This window comes from Geothrix fermentans DSM 14018, assembly GCF_000428885.1.
Taxonomy (GTDB): domain Bacteria; phylum Acidobacteriota; class Holophagae; order Holophagales; family Holophagaceae; genus Geothrix; species Geothrix fermentans.
Genome location: NZ_AUAU01000006.1, coordinates 118288 through 135418 on the forward strand (window position 1 = coordinate 118288; position 17131 = coordinate 135418).

At 72.2% G+C, this 17131-nt stretch carries 18 protein-coding genes; 10 read left to right on the forward strand and 8 right to left on the reverse strand.

The window, feature by feature from the left end; all coding sequences use genetic code 11:
* Positions 1-33: 33 nt before the first annotated feature.
* Entirely contained in the window at positions 34-876 is an 843-nt protein-coding gene (locus G398_RS0101520; protein WP_026852278.1) for a sulfurtransferase, read from the reverse strand.
* Positions 877-939: 63 nt separating this feature from the next.
* Here G398_RS0101520 and G398_RS19085 point away from each other — a divergent pair, with 63 nt between their 5' ends.
* Both G398_RS19085 and G398_RS0101530 read left to right on the forward strand, forming a co-directional pair.
* Positions 940-1485 (forward strand): TlpA family protein disulfide reductase, encoded by a 546-nt coding sequence (locus tag G398_RS19085; protein ID WP_052571115.1) that lies wholly within the window; start codon positions 940-942, stop codon positions 1483-1485.
* Position 1486: 1 nt separating this feature from the next.
* A complete protein-coding gene (locus G398_RS0101530) occupies positions 1487-2734 on the forward strand; it encodes a tetratricopeptide repeat protein (RefSeq protein ID WP_026852279.1) in 1248 nt (415 codons plus the stop codon).
* On the opposite strand, the gene G398_RS0101535 is transcribed toward G398_RS0101530, so the two are convergent.
* Positions 2726-3400 (reverse strand): HAD family hydrolase, encoded by a 675-nt coding sequence (locus G398_RS0101535; protein WP_026852280.1) that lies wholly within the window; start codon positions 3398-3400, stop codon positions 2726-2728. The two genes, G398_RS0101530 and G398_RS0101535, sit on opposite strands and share 9 nt — an antisense overlap.
* A gap of 35 nt (positions 3401-3435) precedes the next feature.
* Here G398_RS0101535 and G398_RS0101540 point away from each other — a divergent pair, with 35 nt between their 5' ends.
* Together G398_RS0101540 and purF are read left to right on the forward strand one after the other, a co-directional pair.
* Positions 3436-4035 carry a hypothetical protein gene (locus tag G398_RS0101540; RefSeq protein WP_157492236.1) on the forward strand — a complete coding sequence of 200 codons (600 nt, stop codon included), beginning with the start codon at positions 3436-3438 and terminating at the stop codon, positions 4033-4035.
* A gap of 96 nt (positions 4036-4131) precedes the next feature.
* Complete coding sequence (gene purF, locus G398_RS0101545) at positions 4132-5502, forward strand: amidophosphoribosyltransferase (RefSeq protein WP_026852282.1); 1371 nt, start codon at positions 4132-4134, stop codon at positions 5500-5502.
* A 6-nt stretch (positions 5503-5508) separates the two neighbouring features.
* Here the strand turns inward: purF and G398_RS0101550 are convergent, their stop codons facing one another.
* Positions 5509-6249, reverse strand: a complete 741-nt coding sequence (locus G398_RS0101550; RefSeq protein ID WP_026852283.1) for a hypothetical protein — start codon at positions 6247-6249, stop codon at positions 5509-5511.
* A 68-nt stretch (positions 6250-6317) separates the two neighbouring features.
* Here G398_RS0101550 and G398_RS0101555 point away from each other — a divergent pair, with 68 nt between their 5' ends.
* Together G398_RS0101555 and G398_RS0101560 are read left to right on the forward strand one after the other, a co-directional pair.
* Positions 6318-7082 (forward strand): NRDE family protein, encoded by a 765-nt coding sequence (locus G398_RS0101555; protein WP_026852284.1) that lies wholly within the window; start codon positions 6318-6320, stop codon positions 7080-7082.
* Positions 7079-7414 (forward strand): hypothetical protein, encoded by a 336-nt coding sequence (locus G398_RS0101560; protein WP_026852285.1) that lies wholly within the window; start codon positions 7079-7081, stop codon positions 7412-7414. The genes G398_RS0101555 and G398_RS0101560 overlap by 4 nt, the downstream gene beginning before the upstream one ends.
* Positions 7415-7710: 296 nt before the next feature.
* Here G398_RS0101560 and G398_RS0101565 read toward each other — a convergent pair whose 3' ends face one another.
* Positions 7711-8106, reverse strand: a complete 396-nt coding sequence (locus G398_RS0101565; RefSeq protein WP_026852286.1) for a hypothetical protein — start codon at positions 8104-8106, stop codon at positions 7711-7713.
* Between the two features lie 135 nt (positions 8107-8241).
* On the opposite strand from G398_RS0101565, the gene G398_RS15410 reads away from it, so the two are divergent.
* Together G398_RS15410 and G398_RS19090 are read left to right on the forward strand one after the other, a co-directional pair.
* The gene (locus G398_RS15410) at positions 8242-9123 is read left to right on the forward strand and encodes a tRNA (adenosine(37)-N6)-dimethylallyltransferase (protein ID WP_043483012.1); all 882 of its coding nucleotides are present in this window, start codon (positions 8242-8244) and stop codon (positions 9121-9123) included.
* Positions 9120-9779, forward strand: a complete 660-nt coding sequence (locus G398_RS19090; protein ID WP_026852287.1) for an enoyl-CoA hydratase/isomerase family protein — start codon at positions 9120-9122, stop codon at positions 9777-9779. Before G398_RS15410 ends, G398_RS19090 begins: the two co-directional genes overlap by 4 nt.
* On the opposite strand, the gene G398_RS0101580 is transcribed toward G398_RS19090, so the two are convergent.
* The gene (locus G398_RS0101580) at positions 9776-10537 is read right to left on the reverse strand and encodes a YIP1 family protein (RefSeq protein ID WP_026852288.1); all 762 of its coding nucleotides are present in this window, start codon (positions 10535-10537) and stop codon (positions 9776-9778) included. The genes G398_RS19090 and G398_RS0101580 overlap by 4 nt on opposite strands.
* Before the next feature lie 29 nt (positions 10538-10566).
* The gene (locus G398_RS0101585; RefSeq protein WP_052571116.1) at positions 10567-12105 is read right to left on the reverse strand and encodes a sigma 54-interacting transcriptional regulator; all 1539 of its coding nucleotides are present in this window, start codon (positions 12103-12105) and stop codon (positions 10567-10569) included.
* Positions 12106-12664: 559 nt separating this feature from the next.
* Here G398_RS0101585 and G398_RS21795 point away from each other — a divergent pair.
* The gene (locus tag G398_RS21795) at positions 12665-15202 is read left to right on the forward strand and encodes a serine/threonine-protein kinase (protein ID WP_169720599.1); all 2538 of its coding nucleotides are present in this window, start codon (positions 12665-12667) and stop codon (positions 15200-15202) included.
* 6 nt (positions 15203-15208) lie between these two features.
* On the opposite strand, the gene G398_RS15425 is transcribed toward G398_RS21795, so the two are convergent.
* Positions 15209-15955, reverse strand: coding sequence for a lysophospholipid acyltransferase family protein (locus G398_RS15425; RefSeq protein ID WP_157492237.1), 747 nt, complete (start codon positions 15953-15955; stop codon positions 15209-15211).
* A gap of 45 nt (positions 15956-16000) precedes the next feature.
* Between G398_RS15425 and G398_RS0101600 the strand changes: the two genes are divergently transcribed.
* The gene (locus G398_RS0101600; protein ID WP_026852290.1) at positions 16001-16219 is read left to right on the forward strand and encodes a hypothetical protein; all 219 of its coding nucleotides are present in this window, start codon (positions 16001-16003) and stop codon (positions 16217-16219) included.
* 7 nt (positions 16220-16226) lie between these two features.
* Here G398_RS0101600 and G398_RS0101605 read toward each other — a convergent pair whose 3' ends face one another.
* Positions 16227-17126, reverse strand: coding sequence for a hypothetical protein (locus G398_RS0101605; protein WP_157492238.1), 900 nt, complete (start codon positions 17124-17126; stop codon positions 16227-16229).
* Positions 17127-17131: the final 5 nt, after the last annotated feature.

Genomic DNA, 17131 nt, shown 5'->3' on the forward strand with positions numbered 1-17131 from the left:
TGAAGCCGGCCTTTCTTCGTGGCCATGCTTCCTTTACTTCGTGCCCTTCGTGGACCCGCTTTTCGCGCGGTCGGACCGGCACCACTCGCTCCAGCTCCCCACGTAGAGGGCCGCGCCGGGCAGGCCCGCCACCTCCAGGGCCAGCAGGTTGTGGCAGGCGGTGACGCCGCTGCCGCAGTGGACCGCCAGGCGCTCCGGGGGCGTGCCGTCCAGCAGGGCCTCGTACTGGGCGCGCAGGGCCTCCGGCGTCTTGAAGCGGCCGTCGGGGCCCAGGTTGTCGGCCCAGTAGAGGTTGATGGAGCCGGGGATGTGGCCGGGGATCGGGTCCAGGGTCTCGTTCTCGCCGCGCCAGCGCTCGGACGAGCGGGCATCCATCAGCTTCCGCGCGGGATCGCGGCGGAGGGTGTCCACGGCCTCCGCGTCCACCATGGGCAGGCGCCAGCGGTCCGCGGGATGGGGCGGAAGCATAGGAACGGCGGGAATCTCGACAGTCAATGTCAAGCCAGCCTCCAGGGCCGCGGCCAGGCCCCCGTCCAGGACGGCCACCCGCTCGTGGCCCAGGGCCCGCAGCATCCACCAGAGCCGGGCGGCGGCATTGCCCCCGCCCTGCGCGTCGTAGGCCACCACCTCGGTGTCCGGTCCGATGCCCCAGGCGCCCACCTGGGCGGCGAAGCGGTCCAGGGGCGGCAGGGGGTGGCGCCCGCCCCGGGCCGGATCATGGCCCGGGTCCGAGGCCGTGCTGAGCTGCCGGTTCAGGTCCGCGTGGAGGGCTCCGGGCAGGTGGCCCGCGGCATACTCCTCCGGGGACTGGCGGACGTCCAGCAGGTGGACGGAAGCGAGGCGGTCACGGAGGTCGGTGGCAGAGATCAGGGGCATCGGACCAGTATGAAGGGTCCGGCGGCGGCGGTACCCTGCTGAATGCGGAAGCCAGGAGCCCCCATGACCGATCCCCATGTTCCCGAATCGCGCTGGCGGACCGTCGCCGCGGCGGCCCTCGTGGGCGGCGGCCTGCTGCTGGCGGGCTTCGTGGCCCTGCGCGGCCTGCGGGGCGGCGGACCGGCCGCCGGCACCGACGTGAGCCAGGTGGCCTTCCGCGACGCGGCGGGGAACCGGCGCACCCTGGCGGACTTCAAGGGCAAGGTGGTGCTGGTGGACGTATGGGCCACCTGGTGCCCGCCCTGCCGCAAGTCGCTGCCGGAGGTGGCGGAGCTCCAGAAGGCCGGCGGCGAGAGCTATGTGGTGCTGCCCATCTCCGTGGACCAGAAGGGCTGGGGCGCCGTCACCCCGTTCCTGTCCCAGAACCCCCACCTGGGCCTCACCGCCTATGTTCCGGACGGGGCCAGCGGCCTGGATCCCTTCGGCGAGATCCGCGGGATTCCCACCACCTTCATCATCGACCGCGAGGGCCGGGTGGCGAAGACCTGGGCGGGCTACGGGGAGGGCATGGCCAAGAGGGCCCTGGAGGAGGCTCTGAAGGGCCGCTGAGGTGGCCGCCCGCCGGGCGCCCGTGGAAGGCCTGGCCGTCTGGGCCCGGCCCCTGGGGCTGCTGGCCCTGATCCTCTTCGGGCCCTTGGCGCTCCTGTCCACGCCCCTGCACTTCCTGGGCCTGACCTGGCTCATGCTCCTGCTCCTGAGCCTCTGGACCTTCCTCGTCGCTGCCTTCATCGGCGCCATGGCCCGGGCGGGCACGCCGGCGACGGTCTGGCTGGAGCGCCGCCTGCGGGCCTGGGTGGCGCGGTTCGCGCCGGATCCCGAGGCCCTCTGGCTCCACTGGGCCCGGCAGGCGCACCGGCCGGAGATGGCCCGGCTCTGCCTGGAGCGGGCCGCGGGCCTGGGCGGGGCCGAGGCCCTGTTCCAGGAGGGGCTGGTCTACCTGGAAGGAGGCTTCGGCCCCGGAGGCCAGCTGGCGGCGGTGGACCGGCTGCGGCGGGCGGCGGAGCGGGGGCATCCCGAGGCGGCCTTCCGGCTGGCGGAGGCCCTCCGGACGGGCCATGGGGTCCTGCGGGACCCGGCCCAGGCCGAGGGCTGGTACCAGCGGGCGGCGGCTTCGGGCTGGGGCCCCGCCGCCGCCTGGCTGGCCCATGCCCATGCGGAGGGGGACGGTGTGGCGAGGGACGCCGAACAGGCCCGGCGCTGGGCCGAGGCCGCGGTGCGCCTGCGGCCCCACGCCTCCGCGAGCCGCAGCCTCCTGCGCCACGACGCGGGCGGGGAGGATCCGCTGGTGCGTGTCGGTGCCGAGGCCGCGGCCCGGGTGGAGGCCGCGGCGGGGCGGGTGGTCGCGCACCGGGCCGGCCGCTGGGCTCTGGGCCTGGGGGCCGTCGTCCTGGCCTGCCTGGCCCTGGGCACCGCGGGGACCTTCTTCTGGGTCGGCTCCTCGAGCCTTCACCACCTGCCCCTGCTCATGCTCGCGCCGCCGGCGCTCCTGCTGGCCTGGCAGGCCTGGCGCCTGCGCAGGGACCGGCCGAAGCAGGGCCGGGACCGGCTCCGCGAGGCGGCCGAGGGCGGCGATCCCGAGGCCTGCTACCGCCTGGGGCTGGCCTACCGCCAGGGAAGCGCCCGCCTGCCCAAGGATGACCTCAGCGCCGCCCTCTGGTTCCGCCGGGCCGCGGAGGCGGGCCACCGCGAGGCCATGCGGGCCCTGGCCGACGCCTACCTGGGGGGGCACGGCGTTCTGCGGGACCCGCGGGAGGCCGCCCGGTGGGCCGAGGCCTCGCGTCAGGCCTTCTCAGGCTGAGGCGGGCGGAAGCTCCGGCCTCCGCATCAGGGCCGCCACGGTGCGGACCACCTGGTCCGGCCCCGCGTCCGTGGGCAGGCTGGGGTGGTCGCCGGGCACGGCCTCGCCCACGCCCAGGAAGGGCAGGCCCGCGACCCGGGCGGCGGCCAGGTCGTGGGGCCGGTCGCCCACATAGAGGTGGGGTCCCGGGCAGCCGTCCAGGGCCCGGCGCAGGAGGTCCGTGCGGTCGTGGCGGGGCAGGGAGCCCAGTCGGGGGATGGCCGGGTCGATGCCCAGGGTGTCGGCCTTGAAGGCCAGCAGGTCCGGGGCGTTGCCGGAGACCAGCCAGACCGGGTGGCGCTCCGCCAGGCGGTGCAGGGCGGCGAGGATGCCGCCGTAGGCCACGGCCTCCCGCCCGCCGGGGGCGAAGGCGGCCTGGAAGCGGGCCACGCAGGCGGCCTGGTAGGCGGCATAGCCTGCCTCGTCGAGCCCCCGGCCGAAGCGCATCCGGTGCAGCTCGTCCACGATCTCCCAGTCCGTGGAGCCCGAGCAGCGGCCCAGGTCCTCCGCAGTGGGAGGGGCGCCCCAGAGTCCGCCCAGGGCCTCCCGCAGCAGCACGAATCCGGAACTGAAGTGGCCGAGGGTCCCGTCGAGGTCGAAGCAGAGCGGCATGGTCCAGGATCGCATGAGATGGCATCCTCGAAGGTGAGGATGGTGGTTCCTTGATCCGACTGGCGCTCCTTCTGGCTCTTTCCCTTTCCGCGGCCCTTCCCGTGGCGGCGCAGGAGGGACTGCGGTACCGCATGCAGCTGTGGATGCGGGGCGATACGGCGCCGATGGAAACGCGCTTCCGCCTGGTGGCCACCGAGGGCACCACCAGCCACAACCGGGTGAAGAAGCCCCGCATGGGCGGCTGGCGCCTGGAGGCGGACCGCGGCCAGGGCACCCCCTATTCCCAGGCCCTGCTGCTGGGCCGGGCGGAGCGGCTGCTCTACCTGGCGGGCCCCGCGCCCCAGACCCGCCGCGAGCCCATCGCGCTGCGCTTCGGCGCCCGGAGCTTGCCCGTCTGGAGCCTGGAGATGCCGAGGGAGCTGCACGCCTCTACCGTTCTGGTGGAGGTGGCGCCGGGTCTGCTGGCCCTCTGCGATCTGAGCGCCCGCTTCGAGCGGGGCGACCTGGCCCGGATCGAGCTGCACCTGGAGAATCTCGACGGCACCGGCTCCCTGGCCCCCGCCGAGGAGGGGACCGTGCTGCTCAGCACCCTGCGCGCCTGGGCCCAGGAGGCGCGGCAGGAACCCGAAGACGGCACCACGGTGCGGTAGCGCACCCCGGGGAGCGTGACTTCCCGGGCCCTCCCCGGGGCAATCCGGGGCACCCGTTCAGACCCCCTGGGGGTATCCTGGAAGGTCGGAGGGAGCATGGCCTTCAGGGACGAATGCGGGGTCTTCGGAATCTGCCCCCAGGCGGAGGCATCGCGACAGACCTACCTGGGCCTCTACGCCCTCCAGCACCGCGGCCAGGAGGCGGCGGGCATCTGCTCAGGCGACGCGGGCGGGCTCCACCTCCACAAGGCCCTGGGCTACGTGGCGGACGTGTTCTCCGAGTCCGTGCTGGATTCCCTGCCCGGCGACGCCGCCATCGGCCACACGCGCTACTCGACCACCGGCGGCAATGTGGCCTCCGCGGCCCACCCCTTTCTCATCCACGGCCGCTTCGGCCAGGTGGCCCTCTGCCACAACGGGAACCTGACCAACACCGAGACCCTGCGCGCGAAGCTCATCGCGGACGGCCACACCTTCACCAGCCCCTCGGATTCCGAGGTGCTGCTGGCCCTCATCAACCGCGCCCAGGCGGACAGCCTGGAGGAGGCCGTGGTGGCGGCCCTGCGCCAGGCCGAGGGTGCCTACTCCCTGCTCATCCTCACGGAGCGCAGCCTCGTCGCCGCCCGGGATCCCCACGGCTTCCGGCCCCTGGCCATGGGCCACATGAACGGCACCACCGTGTTCAGCTCCGAGACCTGCGCCTTCGACCTGGTGGGCGCGGCCTACATCCGCGATGTGGCCCCCGGCGAGATGGTGGTGGTGCCCCGGGACGGCGGCCCGCTGCGCTCCGTCTTCCCCCTGCCCAAGGTCCAGCCGCGGCCCTGCGTCTTCGAGCACATCTACTTCGCCCGCCCCGACTCCCTGGTCTACGGCAAGAGCGTCATGGTCGCCCGCCGCGAGATGGGCCGCAAGCTCGCCCTGCGCCATCCCGTGGAGGCGGACCTCATCGTGCCCGTGCCGGACAGCGGCGTGAGCGCGGCCCTGGGCTACTCCGAGACATCCGGCATCCCCTTCGACTTCGGCATCATCCGCAACCACTACGTGGGCCGCACCTTCATCGAGCCCAAGCAGAACATCCGCAGCTTCGGCGTGAAGGTGAAGTTGAACCCCGTGCGCCACCTGCTGGCGGGCAAGCGCGTGGTGCTGGTGGACGACAGCATCGTGCGGGGCACCACCAGCAAGAAGATCGTGCAGATGGTCCGCGAGGCGGGCGCGAAGGAAGTGCACATGCGCATCGCCTGCCCCCCCACCACGCACTCCTGCTTCTACGGCATCGACACGCCCCGGCGGCAGCACCTCATCGCCTCCTACATGTCCCTGAAGGAGATCGAGGCCTTCGTGGAGGCCGACAGCCTGGGCTACCTCGACATGGAGGACCTGCAGGACTGCATGGGGGATGACGGCAGCGGCTACTGCTACGCCTGCTTCAACGGCGACTACCCGGTGATTCCGGAAACCAAGCCGTGACGCCGTTCAGAGCACGCTGCAGCGGGTGGACTCCTTCGCGCTGAAGGACTTCCCCAGGGCGGAGCCCTGCACATCCGCCTGCTCGTCGAGCATCAAGAGGCGGTTCTGGACCCGCTGGAAGCGGCGCCGGATGTCGATCTTGGTCCAGACGCTGGCCAGGAGCAGCACCCTTGCCCGGACCTCGATGCGGTGATCCATGGCCAGGGGCAGGCCGTCGGGCCCGATCCAGACCGTGGCCTCGTAGTCGGCCTTCTTCAGGTGGCTCCGGGCTTCGTCGTCCAGGTCCAGGTCCATGGCCAGCCGCAGCCGCCGGGCCGGCCGGCCCTCATAGGCCTCGGTCCTCTCCTCCAGCAGCCGCGCCTTCTCCAGCTGCTCCAGCAGGCCCCCGGCGGGCCGCAGCTCGTCCTGGAACTCGCCAGAGTCCCGCTTTCCGGGTCCCGGCCCCCTGGAGGCGCCTTTGGTCTTCGCGGGGGTCTTGGCCGGAGCCTTCTCGGGGGACTTGGGGGAGGCTGGGGCCGGCCGGCTGTCCTCCAGGATCCGGAGGCCCTCCGGCCCGTCCTCCACCACGGTAGTCCGGCGCTCCGTGGTGTCCTTGCCGGACTCCCGCTCATGGCTCTCCGACTCCACCTTCACCCGCACCTTCGCCGGCTCGGGCAGGCCCTTGAGGGCCGCCTTCAGGTCCGAGAGGCCGTCGGCCCGCAGCAGGGCGCCGCAGAGCAGCAGGGACAGGGCCAGGCCAGGGCGCATGGGATCTCCTCGGACAGGGAGGATTACGGGGCGCCCCGCCCTGGGTTGAGCCGCGCTTATCATGGGCCATGTGCCTCATCGCGCTCGCCTACCGCGCCCATCCGGACTTCGAGCTCGTCGTCGCCGCGAACCGCGATGAGTACCACGCCCGCCCCACGGCCCCCGCCGGGGCCTGGGACGACGCTCCCGACGTGTTCGGGGGCCGCGACCTGTCCCAGGGCGGCAGCTGGCTGGCCCTGTCGAAGCGGGGGCGCCTGGCTTGCGTGACCAACGTGCGCCGCATGGTCACTCCGGATCCGGCCGCGCCCTCCCGGGGCGGGCTCGTGTCCGCCTTTGTGCGGGGGGACGCCCCGGTCCGGGCCTACGCCGAGGGGATCGCGGGCCGGGCCATGGCCTTCGCAGGCTTCAACCTGCTGCTCTGGGACGGGAGGGACCTCCGGTATCTGAACAACCACCCGCGCTTCGTGTCCCGGGCGGTGCCGCCGGGGGTGCATGTGGTGTCCAACGCCGACCTGGACACGCCCTGGCCCAAGACCGAGAAGCTCCGGCGGGCCGTGGAGGCCTGGGCGGCCGCCGGGAACGGGGACGAGGCGCCGCTGCTCGCCGCCCTGGCGGACCGGACCCCCGCCCCCGACGCCGACCTGCCGGACACCGGCGTGGGGCTGGAGCTGGAGCGCCGGCTGTCGCCGGCCTTCATCCTCGATCCGACCTACGGGACCCGCTGCACGACCCTGGTCGCCGTCCGCCGGGACGGCTCGGGGCGCTTCACCGAGTGGCGCTTCGATCCCGCGGGCCGGCCCGCCGGGCGCACGGACGAGCGGTGGGCCCCATGACCGGGTCCGGACCGTCGAACACCTCCCAGGGCCGCTTCGAGGACGGCCTCCGCTTCTACGCGGCGGCCCTGGCCCTGGACGTGGACCGCCGGCACAGCGGCGCCATCGTCTCCGCCGCCTGCGACGCCATCCAGTGCTTCCTGGCGGTCTTCGAGACCGCGGCCCAGCGCCACCTGCCCGATCCCGAAGGCGAGACCGCCCGGCTGCGCGGCCAGCTGGAGGCCCTGCTCACGCCCCGCCAGACCCCGGAGGACGCCGCCCGCAACGCCCTGGAGGCCGCCCGTCTGGCCCGGGACCAGGCCGCCCTCCTGCTGCCGCGGCTGATGGACTAGGGTCTGTTTTCAAAGTGGATGCGAGCCGCGACGCCGTCCCCCGCGCGGCCACACCCCACTTTGAAAAAAGGTCGGCTTTATCTCCGTTCATCTCCGTTCATCTCTGGCCTTTTTTTTTCGAAGTGATCCTTGGCTGACCTGGATGCCATCACGAAGCAGTTCATTGGCTGCGCTTTCAAGGTGGGAGCCCCTCACCCAGCGGCTGCTGCTGGCGCTACCGGAGCAAGGCCGCCAAAGATCCGGGGAAGAAATGAAAACCGGAGATGGACAGAGATGAACAGAGATGAAAACAGACCCTAGAAGTTCCCCCGCCCCAGGGGCACGTTCCGGGGCACGGGGTTGCCGCCGAAGCGGTCTACGGGCAGGGTGGCGGAGGCCAGGTCCACCGGGTCCGGCAGCACGCCGCCATGGGCCTTCAGGAAGCGCCGGAGGTCCGCCCGGAACCACACGATGAATTCCTGGAAGGCCACCTGGCGCAGCTCCTCCCTGGTCAGCTCGCCCACCACCTCCACCACCGCCGAGCCGGATTCCTCCGGGGCCCGGTAGGTGCGCCAGGGCTTCGTACCGTCCGCGTTGTCGCCCAGGATCCGGGCCAGGAAGGCGCGGTCCTTTCCGGGTTCCGGCGCCTCGGCGCGGGGCGCATCTCCGGCCAGGAGGCCCGAGGCGAGGCAGAGGCAGGGCAGGAGACGCATGGCTTTGGGATGAGCGCATGCGAGCGGAGGTTCCCGGGTTGGGGCTGTCAGCTCTCAGCTGTCAGCTATCAGTGACTGAAGGCGCCGACAGCTGATAGCCGATAGCTGACAGCCGATAGCTGATAGCTTCAACCCATGCCCATCGCGATCCTCGGACCCACGGCCTCCGGCAAGTCCGCCGTGGCCGTGGCCGTGGCGCGGCGCATCGGCGGCACCGTGGTGAACGGGGATCCCTACCAGGCCCTCGCGGGGCTCCCCATCGGCACGGGGCAGCCGGATGCGGCCGAGCGGGACGGCGTTCCCCACCTGGGCTACGGGGAGCTGCCCCTCTCGACCCGCCCCAACCCCACGGCCTTCGGCGCCTGGGTGCGCGGGCTGCTCGCGGCCTGCCGGGAGCCCGTGCTGGTGACGGGCTCGGGCCTCTACCTACGGGGCATCTGGGGGCAGATGAGCGACCTGCCGGACGTGGCCGCCGCCCTGGTGGACCGGGTGCGGCGCTGGGGTGCGGCGCTCCCCACGCCGGTCCTGCACCGCTACCTGGCTGCCGTGGACCCGGCCCGGGCCGCAGTCCTGCATCCCAATGACACCGCCCGGGTCCAGCGCGCCTTGGCCTTGCACCTGGCCTCGGGCGGGCGGCCTTCGGCCCTGCTGACGGGGGCGGATACGGGCATGCCCGCAGGCTGGCGGGTGCTGGTGGTCGCGCCCGGCCGGGAGCGGCAGCGCGAGCGCGTGGCCGCGCGGGTTGCGGCCCAGGTGGCCGCGGGCTGGCCGCGGGAGGTGGCAGACCTGGTGGCTGCGGGACATGCGGCCGACCTCGAAGCCCTGCGGCCCCTGGGCTACGCGGCCTGGATGGCGGGGGGGGATCCGGCAGACATCCGGGCGGCCGTGGTCCAGGAGACCCAGGCCTACGCCAAGCGCCAGGCCACCTGGTTCCGCAACCAGCTGCCGGGCGCGCCCGCTTGGGATCCCGACACGGAGCCCCTGGAGGCGGCCTTTGCCAGGCTGGGACTGCCGTGACTCCCGTCGTCTGGTACGAAGGGCGCACCTCCCTGGACCTGCTGCGGGGACCGGGCTGGGCCTGGATCGGCCTGCGCTCCGGCGACGGCCTCAACCGCCTTCACAGCGACCTGCTGGTGGCCCTGGACCGCCTCTTCATCGAGCTGCGGGGCGGGGGTGTCCAGCGGATCGCCCTCAGCCATGCCGGCTGGATGGGGGGCCGCGGCCACCACTTCACGGCGGGCGCGGACCTGCATGAGGTGGGCACCCTGGACCCCGTGTCAGCGGAACCCTTCGCCCGGCGGGGCCAGCGCGTGATGGGCCACCTGCTCTGGCCCGGCTGGCGCACCCTGACGCTGATCTCCGGCGTGGCCATGGGAGGCGGCTGCGACCTGGCCCTGCACGGCCAGGAGCGCTGGGCCGTGGCGGCGGACCCGGCCACGGGGAAGGGCGGCCTCCGGCTGGCCCATCCGGCGGCGAAGCACGGCATCCTCACGGGCTTCGGGGGTACGGTGCGCCTGCCGGAGATTCTGGGCCGCGAGGGAGCGGACCGGCTCTTCCGGCATTTCGAGACCTGGGGCGCCGCCGAGGCCCTGACGGCCGGCGCGGTCCAGCGGGTGCTGGACCCCGAAGCGGCGCGCGCGGCGGTGCTGGCCTGGCTGGGCGCTGGCTCCTAGTGCCTCGCGGCCAGCAGGGAGGGGATGGCCAGGGCGGCGAAGATGCCGATGGCGGCGCAGCAGCAGAGCAGGAGGATCGGGGTCAGGGCGGCGCAGATGCCGCGCCAGGTGTCCGTCCTGTGCATGCGGGCCAGACCCATGCCGATCACCACCATGCCCGCGACCTGCACGAGGATGCCGATGTAGGGGATGAGGCCGCCGATCTGGATGAAGGCGGAGGCGTAGCCGTAGGCGCGAACGGTTTGGTTCATGCCCACGCCGGGCCGGAGCCCGCCCCACATCCACAGGAAGAAGTGGTTGAGCATCCCGCCGATGATCATGCCGAGGAACGTGAAGAGGGGCATGAGCAGCAGGATGGCGCCGAAGATGAGGGGCATGACGGCGGCGAGGGTCCGGCCCTCGGGTTTACCGGCCTCCTCCAGGGCGGCGAGGACGATGCCCATGCCCAGGAAGAAGAAGAGCAGGGCCATGATGAGGAAGATGGGGACGGACATCAGCAGGAGGAAGCGCCAGGGTGCGCCAATCCCCGCGGTGACGGGCACGCGGTCGAAGAGCTCCAGCGGGTTGGTGAAGACCAGGCGGAACATGGCGCCCACCCGGGCCCAGAAGCCGGGGATGGCCTCCCGGTCCTCGAAGGGGATGGGGCGCAGAGCCTGCGTCTCCGGAGGCGGCGCGAAGGCCGGGGGCGGCAGGGGGGGCGGTTCGTCCAGGGGGATGATGGGGGGCAGGGCTTCGTTGGGGCCGGTGATCTCGCTCATCCGTCGCTCCGGGGGGGTGCTCCACGCTATCACGCCTCGCGGAAATCCCTCGGCCTCAGGCCCAGCTTCTCCAGGCGGGAGAGCAGGGTGGAGGGGGCCAGGCCCGCCAGGGCCGCGGCGCCATCCGCCCCGGCGATCTTGCCCCGGACGTGGTGGAGCAGGCGTTCCAGGTAGGCGCGTTCCTGGGCCTCCCAGGTGAGGGGGCGCCCGGTCCGCTCCCCCCCGTTCCGGGCCGGAAGGGCCCCGGGAGGCAGGCGCAGCTCCCGGCCCGCCGAGAGGATGGCGGCCCGCTCCAGCACGTTGTGCAGCTCCCGCACGTTGCCGGGCCACGGGTAGACCTCCAGCTGCTCCCGCACGGCGGCGGGCAGGTGGATGGGCGGGCGGCGGTTGTCCCGGGCGAAGCGTTCGAGGAAGGCCTCCGCCAGGGCCGGGATGTCGCCGGTCCGTTCACGCAGGGGCGGGATGTGGATGGGAAAGACGCTGAGGCGGTAGTAGAGGTCCTCGCGGAACCGCCCCTCGGCCACGGCCTTGCGGAGGTCGGCGTGAGTGGCGGCCACGAGGCGCACGTCCACTTTGCGGGGCTTCTCCGCCCCCAGGGGATCGATCTCCTTCTCCTGGATGGCGCGCAGCAGCTTGGGCTGGAGGTCCAGGGGCAGGTCGCCGATCTCATCAAGGAAAAGGGTACCGCCGTCCGCCAGCTCGAATCGGCCTTTGCGGGCCGAGGCCGCGCCGCTGAAGGCGCCCTTCACGTGGCCGAAGAGCTCGGATTCGATGAGGGTCGCAGGCAGGGCGCTGCAGTTCACCTTGATGAAGGGCTTCTCGCGGCGGGGCGAGAGGTGGTGGAGGGTCTGGGCGGCCTTCTCCTTGCCGGTGCCCGTCTCCCCGGTGATGAGCACGGTGGTGGTGGTGGCGGCCACCTGGCCCAGCTGGTCCAGGACGGCCCGCATGGCGGGGCTCCCAGCCCGCATGGGCTCCTGGAGCACGTCCCGCCGCTGAACCTCGCGGAAGTAGCTGACCTCCTCGGCCAGGCTGCGCTCCCGCTCCGCCAGCCGCGCCAGGTGCTCCGCCTGCTTGATGCCCAGGGCCAGCAGGGAGGCGAAGACGCCCACGTGATGCAGGACGCTCTCGGGGTACTGGCGGCACACCATGGCGTCCAGGGTCATGAGGCCGAAGGTCTCGCCCCGGCTGCGGAGCGGCGCCACCAGGCAGCTGTGGCCGTGGGGCATCTCCAGCAGGCCGTGGAAGGTGTCCTCGCCCGGATCGTCCTCCTCGAAGGTGGCGGGCTTGGAGCGGGCCTTGAGGGCATTGATCAGGCGCAGGTTTCCCCGCACGGGGATGCGGGCCTCCGAGAGCTGGGGTGTGGCCAGGGGGCCCACGGCGAAGGCCACCCTCAGGGCCTCGCCCTCGCGGAGCAGCACCGTGGCCAGGTCGTAGGGCACCAACTGGCCCAGGCGCTCGAAGGCGTGGGCCACCATGCGTTCCGGCTCCTCCCCGAGGGTGAGCAGGGCGCCGGCCTCTTCCACCAGGCGCGCCCCGGTGAGGGCGGTTTCCAGATCTGGCGCAGCCATGGGCACCTCTTCTTTGATTATCGGTATGTCGAGAGATAACTCAAATGCCGGGTTCACCTCCTGGCATGGATTTGTGGCGGGGCCCATGCAGCGGACCTGCTTATCGGGGGGTCAGCTTGATCAAGGGTTCTAAAAAGCCTCCATGAAGGACACGAAGGCAGGTTTCGGCATCCGGCCCAGGACATCCGGGCCTTCGGCCCCCGGACGCGCTCCGCGCGACCGGCTTTGCGGGCGGCGGACGTGGCGGCCCCTGGAAGCCACCCGGGACCGCCGCCCGCAAAGGGATGCCGCGGTGGGTCGAGACCCATTCGCGCCCTTTTCGTGCCCGGGAGGGCATCTTCGTGCCCTTCGTGGTGATCTTTCCAGGCGGAGCTTGGCCGGTATGCCGGACAACCATTTTGTACGGTCATGTGCCCTGCTCCGGTGGGAGTTGGCAATCCACAACCCCAGCTCGGACCCTCTGCCCTCGACTAGGGGGCGGGCGCCCACGTTGCCAAGGGCTCCGGTAAACCCCCAACGACATCAAAGGTATACTCCACTGCAAACATTAAGGACCCGCTTGACCCCCGACACGCCTCATTTCGGATCCTACCGACTGCTCGTCCTCCTGGGCGAAGGGGCCATGGGCGAGGTCTGGAAGGCCCTGGATCTCCGCCTCGAGCGGGAGGTGGCGCTCAAGATCCTCAAGGATGCCGACGATCTGCGCCGCAAGGCCCTCATCGGCGAGGCCAAGCTGGCCTGCCAGCTCAACCACCCCAACATCGCCCACATCTACGACGCCGGCGAGGTGGACGGCACGCCCTACATCGCCATGGAGCTGGTGGAGGGGGAGACCCTCCGCGCCCTGGTGGGCCGCCCCCTGGACGGGGCCGCGCTCCAGGACCTGGCCCGCCAGGCGGCCGCGGCCCTCCACCACGCCCACCAGAAGGGCATCGTCCACCGCGATATCAAGCCGGAGAACATGCTCCTCACGGAGGATGGCCAGCTCAAGATCCTGGACTTCGGCATCGCCCGCCGCGGCGTCGAGGACCTGCCCCTGGGCCAGACGTCTCACCACATGACCCTGGTGGAGAGCACGGCGCCGGGCTACAGCCAGGGCACGCCCGCCTACATGAGCCCGGAGCAGGCCAACGGCCAGCCCCTCACGGGCCAGTCGGACCAGTTCAGCCTGGGCGTGGTGCTCTACGAGCTGGCCACGGCCCACCATCCCTTCCGCCGGGCCAGCCTGGTGGACACGCTCTACGCCGTGACGAGGGACGAGCCCCGGCCCCTGTCCGAGCTGCGCCCCGACCTGCCGCGCACCCTCCAGGACGCCATCCACCGGCTGATGTCCAAGGAGGCGCGGAATCGCTTCCCCAACCTCCAGGCCTTGGCGGCGGGGCTCTCCGAGGACAACCCCACGGCCCAGGCGCCCCACCTCAGCCTGTCGGCCCGCCAGCTCCGGCCCTCGAAGCTCCGGTGGGCCCTGACAGCCGCGGCCACCCTCCTGGTGGTGGGCGCGGGGGTGGGCGTGTTCCTCAACCGGCGGGCCCTGGCCACGGGGCTGGGCGCGGCCCGGAGGGCCTCCCGGGAGGACTTCACCAAGGGTCGGCGCGTGGTGGCCATCCTGCCCCTGGAGCAGCTGCAGCCGGACGCGGAGCATGCCTGGCTGAGCAACAGCTTCGCGGACGCCATGGCCTACGGGCTCGTCCGGCGCGAGGACCTGCTGGTGGTGGACCGCCTGCGGGTGGTGGAGGCCATGAACCAGCTGGGCGACACGCCGGGCCGGGCGCCGAAGGCCCTGGGCGAGCTGGGGCGCCAGCTCAAGGCCGAGCTGCTGGTGCTGGGCAGCTATCAGGTGGTGGGCGGCCAGCTGCGCATGGGCGTCCGGGTGGTGGACGCGGCCCTGGGCTCCACCCGGCACCAGTTCCAGCTGGACCGGCCCGTGGCGGACCTGCTCAAGCTGGAGGACGAGCTGCAGCAGCGCCTGCCGCAGGAGATGGGCCTGGGCGGCGATGCCGGAGGGCCCCGCATCCAGGCCCGGAACCCGCGGACCCGCGAGCTCTACACCAAGGCCCTCCAGGTCATCACGGAGGGCAACCAGGACTCGGTGCAGCTGGCCAACTCCCTGTTGCAGACCGCCATCGAGATCGAGCCGGACTACGCCCCGGCCCGGGCCGAGTACGCCTGGACCCTGGCGGAGCTGGGCGCCACGCGGGCGCTGAGCCAGGGGCGCTTCGCCGAGGGCCAGGTCCTGCTGCGCCAGGGGAAGGCCGCCGCCGAGGCCGCCATCGCCTTGGATCCCGGCGCCTCCCAGGCCTACCGGGCCCTCGGCTCCATCCTGCTGCGGCTGGGGGACCTGGAAGGGGCCAGCCGCTCGGCCCTGCAGGCCGTGCGCCTCGATCCGGCGGACCACAAGGCCTACGACGTGCTGGCGGACGTCTTCGCGGGCCTGGAGGGCGAGGACAACCACCAGGCTGCCCGCCGCTACTTCGAGAAGTCGCTCTCCCTGTTCCCCGAGGGCTGGCAGGCCCACCACCGCTACGGCGTGCTGCTGCAGAACGACGGGGAGCTGCCCCTGGCCCTCCAGCATGCGGACCGGGCCCTGGCCCTGCGCCCGGCAGCGGAGTACGCCTACGTCACGGCGGCGGACGCCCTGCTGTGGATGGGCCGGGCGCCGGAGGCGGAGATCCGCCTGCGGGCGGGCCTCCGCGAAGTGCCCGGTTCCAACGTTCTGCGCAGCCTCATGGCCTACGCCGCCTGGGAATGCCAGGACTCCGGCACTGCCCAGGGCTACCTGCGCGAGCTGGAGGGGGCCTGGCCCGCGGACCACTCCAGCACCGTGTTCCTCGCGGGTCTGAAGAAGGCCGTGGAGGGAGATCCCGCCGGCACCGTGGCCCTCTTCCGTGGCTATCGGCAGAAACTCCTGGATTCGGACCTGGCGGCGAAGAAGCACAACGAGAAGCGGGTGCTCTCCGTGAACCTCTACTTCATGGCCCGCACGGCGGCGAAGCTGGGGCAGGCCGCCGAGGCCCGGAGCCTGCTGGACCTGGCGGACCGCCTGCACCCCGGCAAGCGCCGCGTGGCCCAGCAGGACCCGGCCTTCAAGGCAGGTTAGGCGCTCTCAGGCCGCGCTGCGGGCCTCGGCCATCAGGGCCTCGATGCGCCCGCGCACCTCGAGCATGAGCGACTCGCGGTCGGGGTGGGCCGCGGTGTCCACGAGGTCGCCCACCGCCACCACGTAGCGGCCCGGGCGCAGGCGCATGCTCCCCGGGGGCAGGACCTCCCGGCCGCCCACGGTGGCCATGGGCACGATGGGCACGCCCGCATCCAAGGCCAGGGCGAAGCCGCCCTTCTTGAAGGGCAGCATCTCGCCGGTGCGGCTGCGGGTGCCCTCCGGGAAGATCACCACGTTCTTGCCGCCCCGGATCTCGGCGGCGGCCTCCTGGATGCTCTTGATGGCGCGGTCCCGGTCGCCCCGGTCGATGAAGATCACCCCGGCCACCCAGGCGGCCCAGCCCACGAAGGGGATATACTTCACCTCCTTCTTGGCGATGTAGACCGCGGGCACCGGGAGGATCCCGATGAGGACCGGGGGATCCAGCTGGCTCTCGTGGTTCGACATGAAGATCACGGGCTGGCGGCCCTCCCGGACGGCCTCCGGCAGCCGCTCCCAGCCCGTCAGGACCAGGGGGATCCGGCAGAACCAACCCAGGCCGCGGGCGTACAGGGGGCCGATGCCGAAGAAGGCCCGCCGGCGCCCCACGACCGGAACCGCCAGGAGGATGCCGACCACGACGACCGGCACCAGGACCATGCCCCAGACGGCCATCACAACCGCACCCCATCCCGTGTTCCGCCAGTTGGCCACGACGCTCCTCCGTGCTATTCAACCTATCAGTTCTGGAGGCCACCCGTGGGCATCACCGAGCAGATCCTGGCCGATCACGCCGCGCGCAAGGACGCCGACGGCGTCACCTGGTTCACCGAGGCCGACCTGGCGCGGCTGGGCATCCACGACCGGCTCTTCACCATCATGCAGAACGTCCAGCACACGCTGCGGCTACGGAAGGCCAAGCAGGTGGTCGAGAGCCACGGCTGCACGGACCGCTGGAGCCTCGAGGACACGCACTGAGGGCGGACTACGCCCGCTTCAGCCAGCTCTCGCGCCAGTAGAGGATGTTGTTGCGGGGGCAGTTCTTGCTGCACACCCCCCGGCAGGTCACGCCCTTCAGGGAGACCGTGTGGGCCAGGTGGACCATCTTTCCGGTCTCCTCGAGGATGATCCGCTCCAGGGGCTGGTCCACCTGGAAGCGCTTCCCGGCGTGCTCGGACATGCCGGGTTCGAAGGTCAGCCCGCGGTTCTTCCCCTCGGCGTCCAGGGTGGCCCGGATTTCAGGCCCGCTGAGCACCTCCACCCAGTCGCCGGGAAGGAGCCCCAGGTCCCCCGCGGGGGTGCTTCGCCGGGAGCCGGCCAGGGCCCCGGCCGGCCGCCGGCCCAGGAGGTGGAGGAAGCGGTTGAAGGTGGTGCCGAGGAAGATCCGGAGGAAGTCGGGCACCGTCAGCTCGCCCCGGCGGATCTCCAGGAAAAAGTGGGAGAGGTCCCAGCGGGACAGGGGCCGGGAGGCCGCGAGCAGCTCCGTGGACTGGCAGACGTAACGGTCCTCCCGTCGCGTGGGGAGGTCCACCGGGAAGGCCGCGTCTGGAGCCCCGGAAGGCGCCACGGGCCCGTCCGCGCGGAGCCAGGCCTCCTTCCAGAAGAACAGGCAGCCCCGCTGGCACCCATCATGGGCGGACCCGTCACAGCGGAGGTCCTCCAGGAGGATCGTCCCGCCCAGGCGGCGGAAGCCCGCGCCCTCCACGCAGGTCTTGTCCGCGTGGCGGTGGACGCGGGCCTGGGTCCTGCAGAACCGGGCCATCTCCGGCATGAAGGGCAGACCGTCCAGTTTCCCGTCCACATCCAGCGTGGCCGCGATCTCCGCCGCGCCGCGGATGAAGACCGGCTGGCCTTGGGCGTATTCCTGAGGGTTGGTGGAGGTCATGGGGG

Excerpts from the sequence above, each read along its gene's own strand:
- G398_RS0101605 (WP_157492238.1), bottom strand. The coding sequence starts at position 17,126 with ATGACCTCCACCAACCCTCAGGAATACGCCCAAGGCCAGCCGGTCTTC.
- G398_RS0101565 (WP_026852286.1), bottom strand. The coding sequence starts at position 8,106 with ATGCGTCTCCTGCCCTGCCTCTGCCTCGCCTCGGGCCTCCTGGCCGGA.
- G398_RS0101555 (WP_026852284.1), top strand. The coding sequence starts at position 6,318 with ATGTGCCTCATCGCGCTCGCCTACCGCGCCCATCCGGACTTCGAGCTC.
- G398_RS15410 (WP_043483012.1), top strand. The coding sequence starts at position 8,242 with ATGCCCATCGCGATCCTCGGACCCACGGCCTCCGGCAAGTCCGCCGTG.
- G398_RS0101520 (WP_026852278.1), bottom strand. The coding sequence starts at position 876 with ATGCCCCTGATCTCTGCCACCGACCTCCGTGACCGCCTCGCTTCCGTC.
- G398_RS0101550 (WP_026852283.1), bottom strand. The coding sequence starts at position 6,249 with ATGCGCCCTGGCCTGGCCCTGTCCCTGCTGCTCTGCGGCGCCCTGCTG.
- G398_RS0101535 (WP_026852280.1), bottom strand. The coding sequence starts at position 3,400 with ATGCGATCCTGGACCATGCCGCTCTGCTTCGACCTCGACGGGACCCTC.
- G398_RS0101585 (WP_052571116.1), bottom strand. The coding sequence starts at position 12,105 with ATGGCTGCGCCAGATCTGGAAACCGCCCTCACCGGGGCGCGCCTGGTG.
- G398_RS0101580 (WP_026852288.1), bottom strand. The coding sequence starts at position 10,537 with ATGAGCGAGATCACCGGCCCCAACGAAGCCCTGCCCCCCATCATCCCC.
- G398_RS19085 (WP_052571115.1), top strand. The coding sequence starts at position 940 with ATGACCGATCCCCATGTTCCCGAATCGCGCTGGCGGACCGTCGCCGCG.
- purF (WP_026852282.1), top strand. The coding sequence starts at position 4,132 with ATGGCCTTCAGGGACGAATGCGGGGTCTTCGGAATCTGCCCCCAGGCG.
- G398_RS0101560 (WP_026852285.1), top strand. The coding sequence starts at position 7,079 with ATGACCGGGTCCGGACCGTCGAACACCTCCCAGGGCCGCTTCGAGGAC.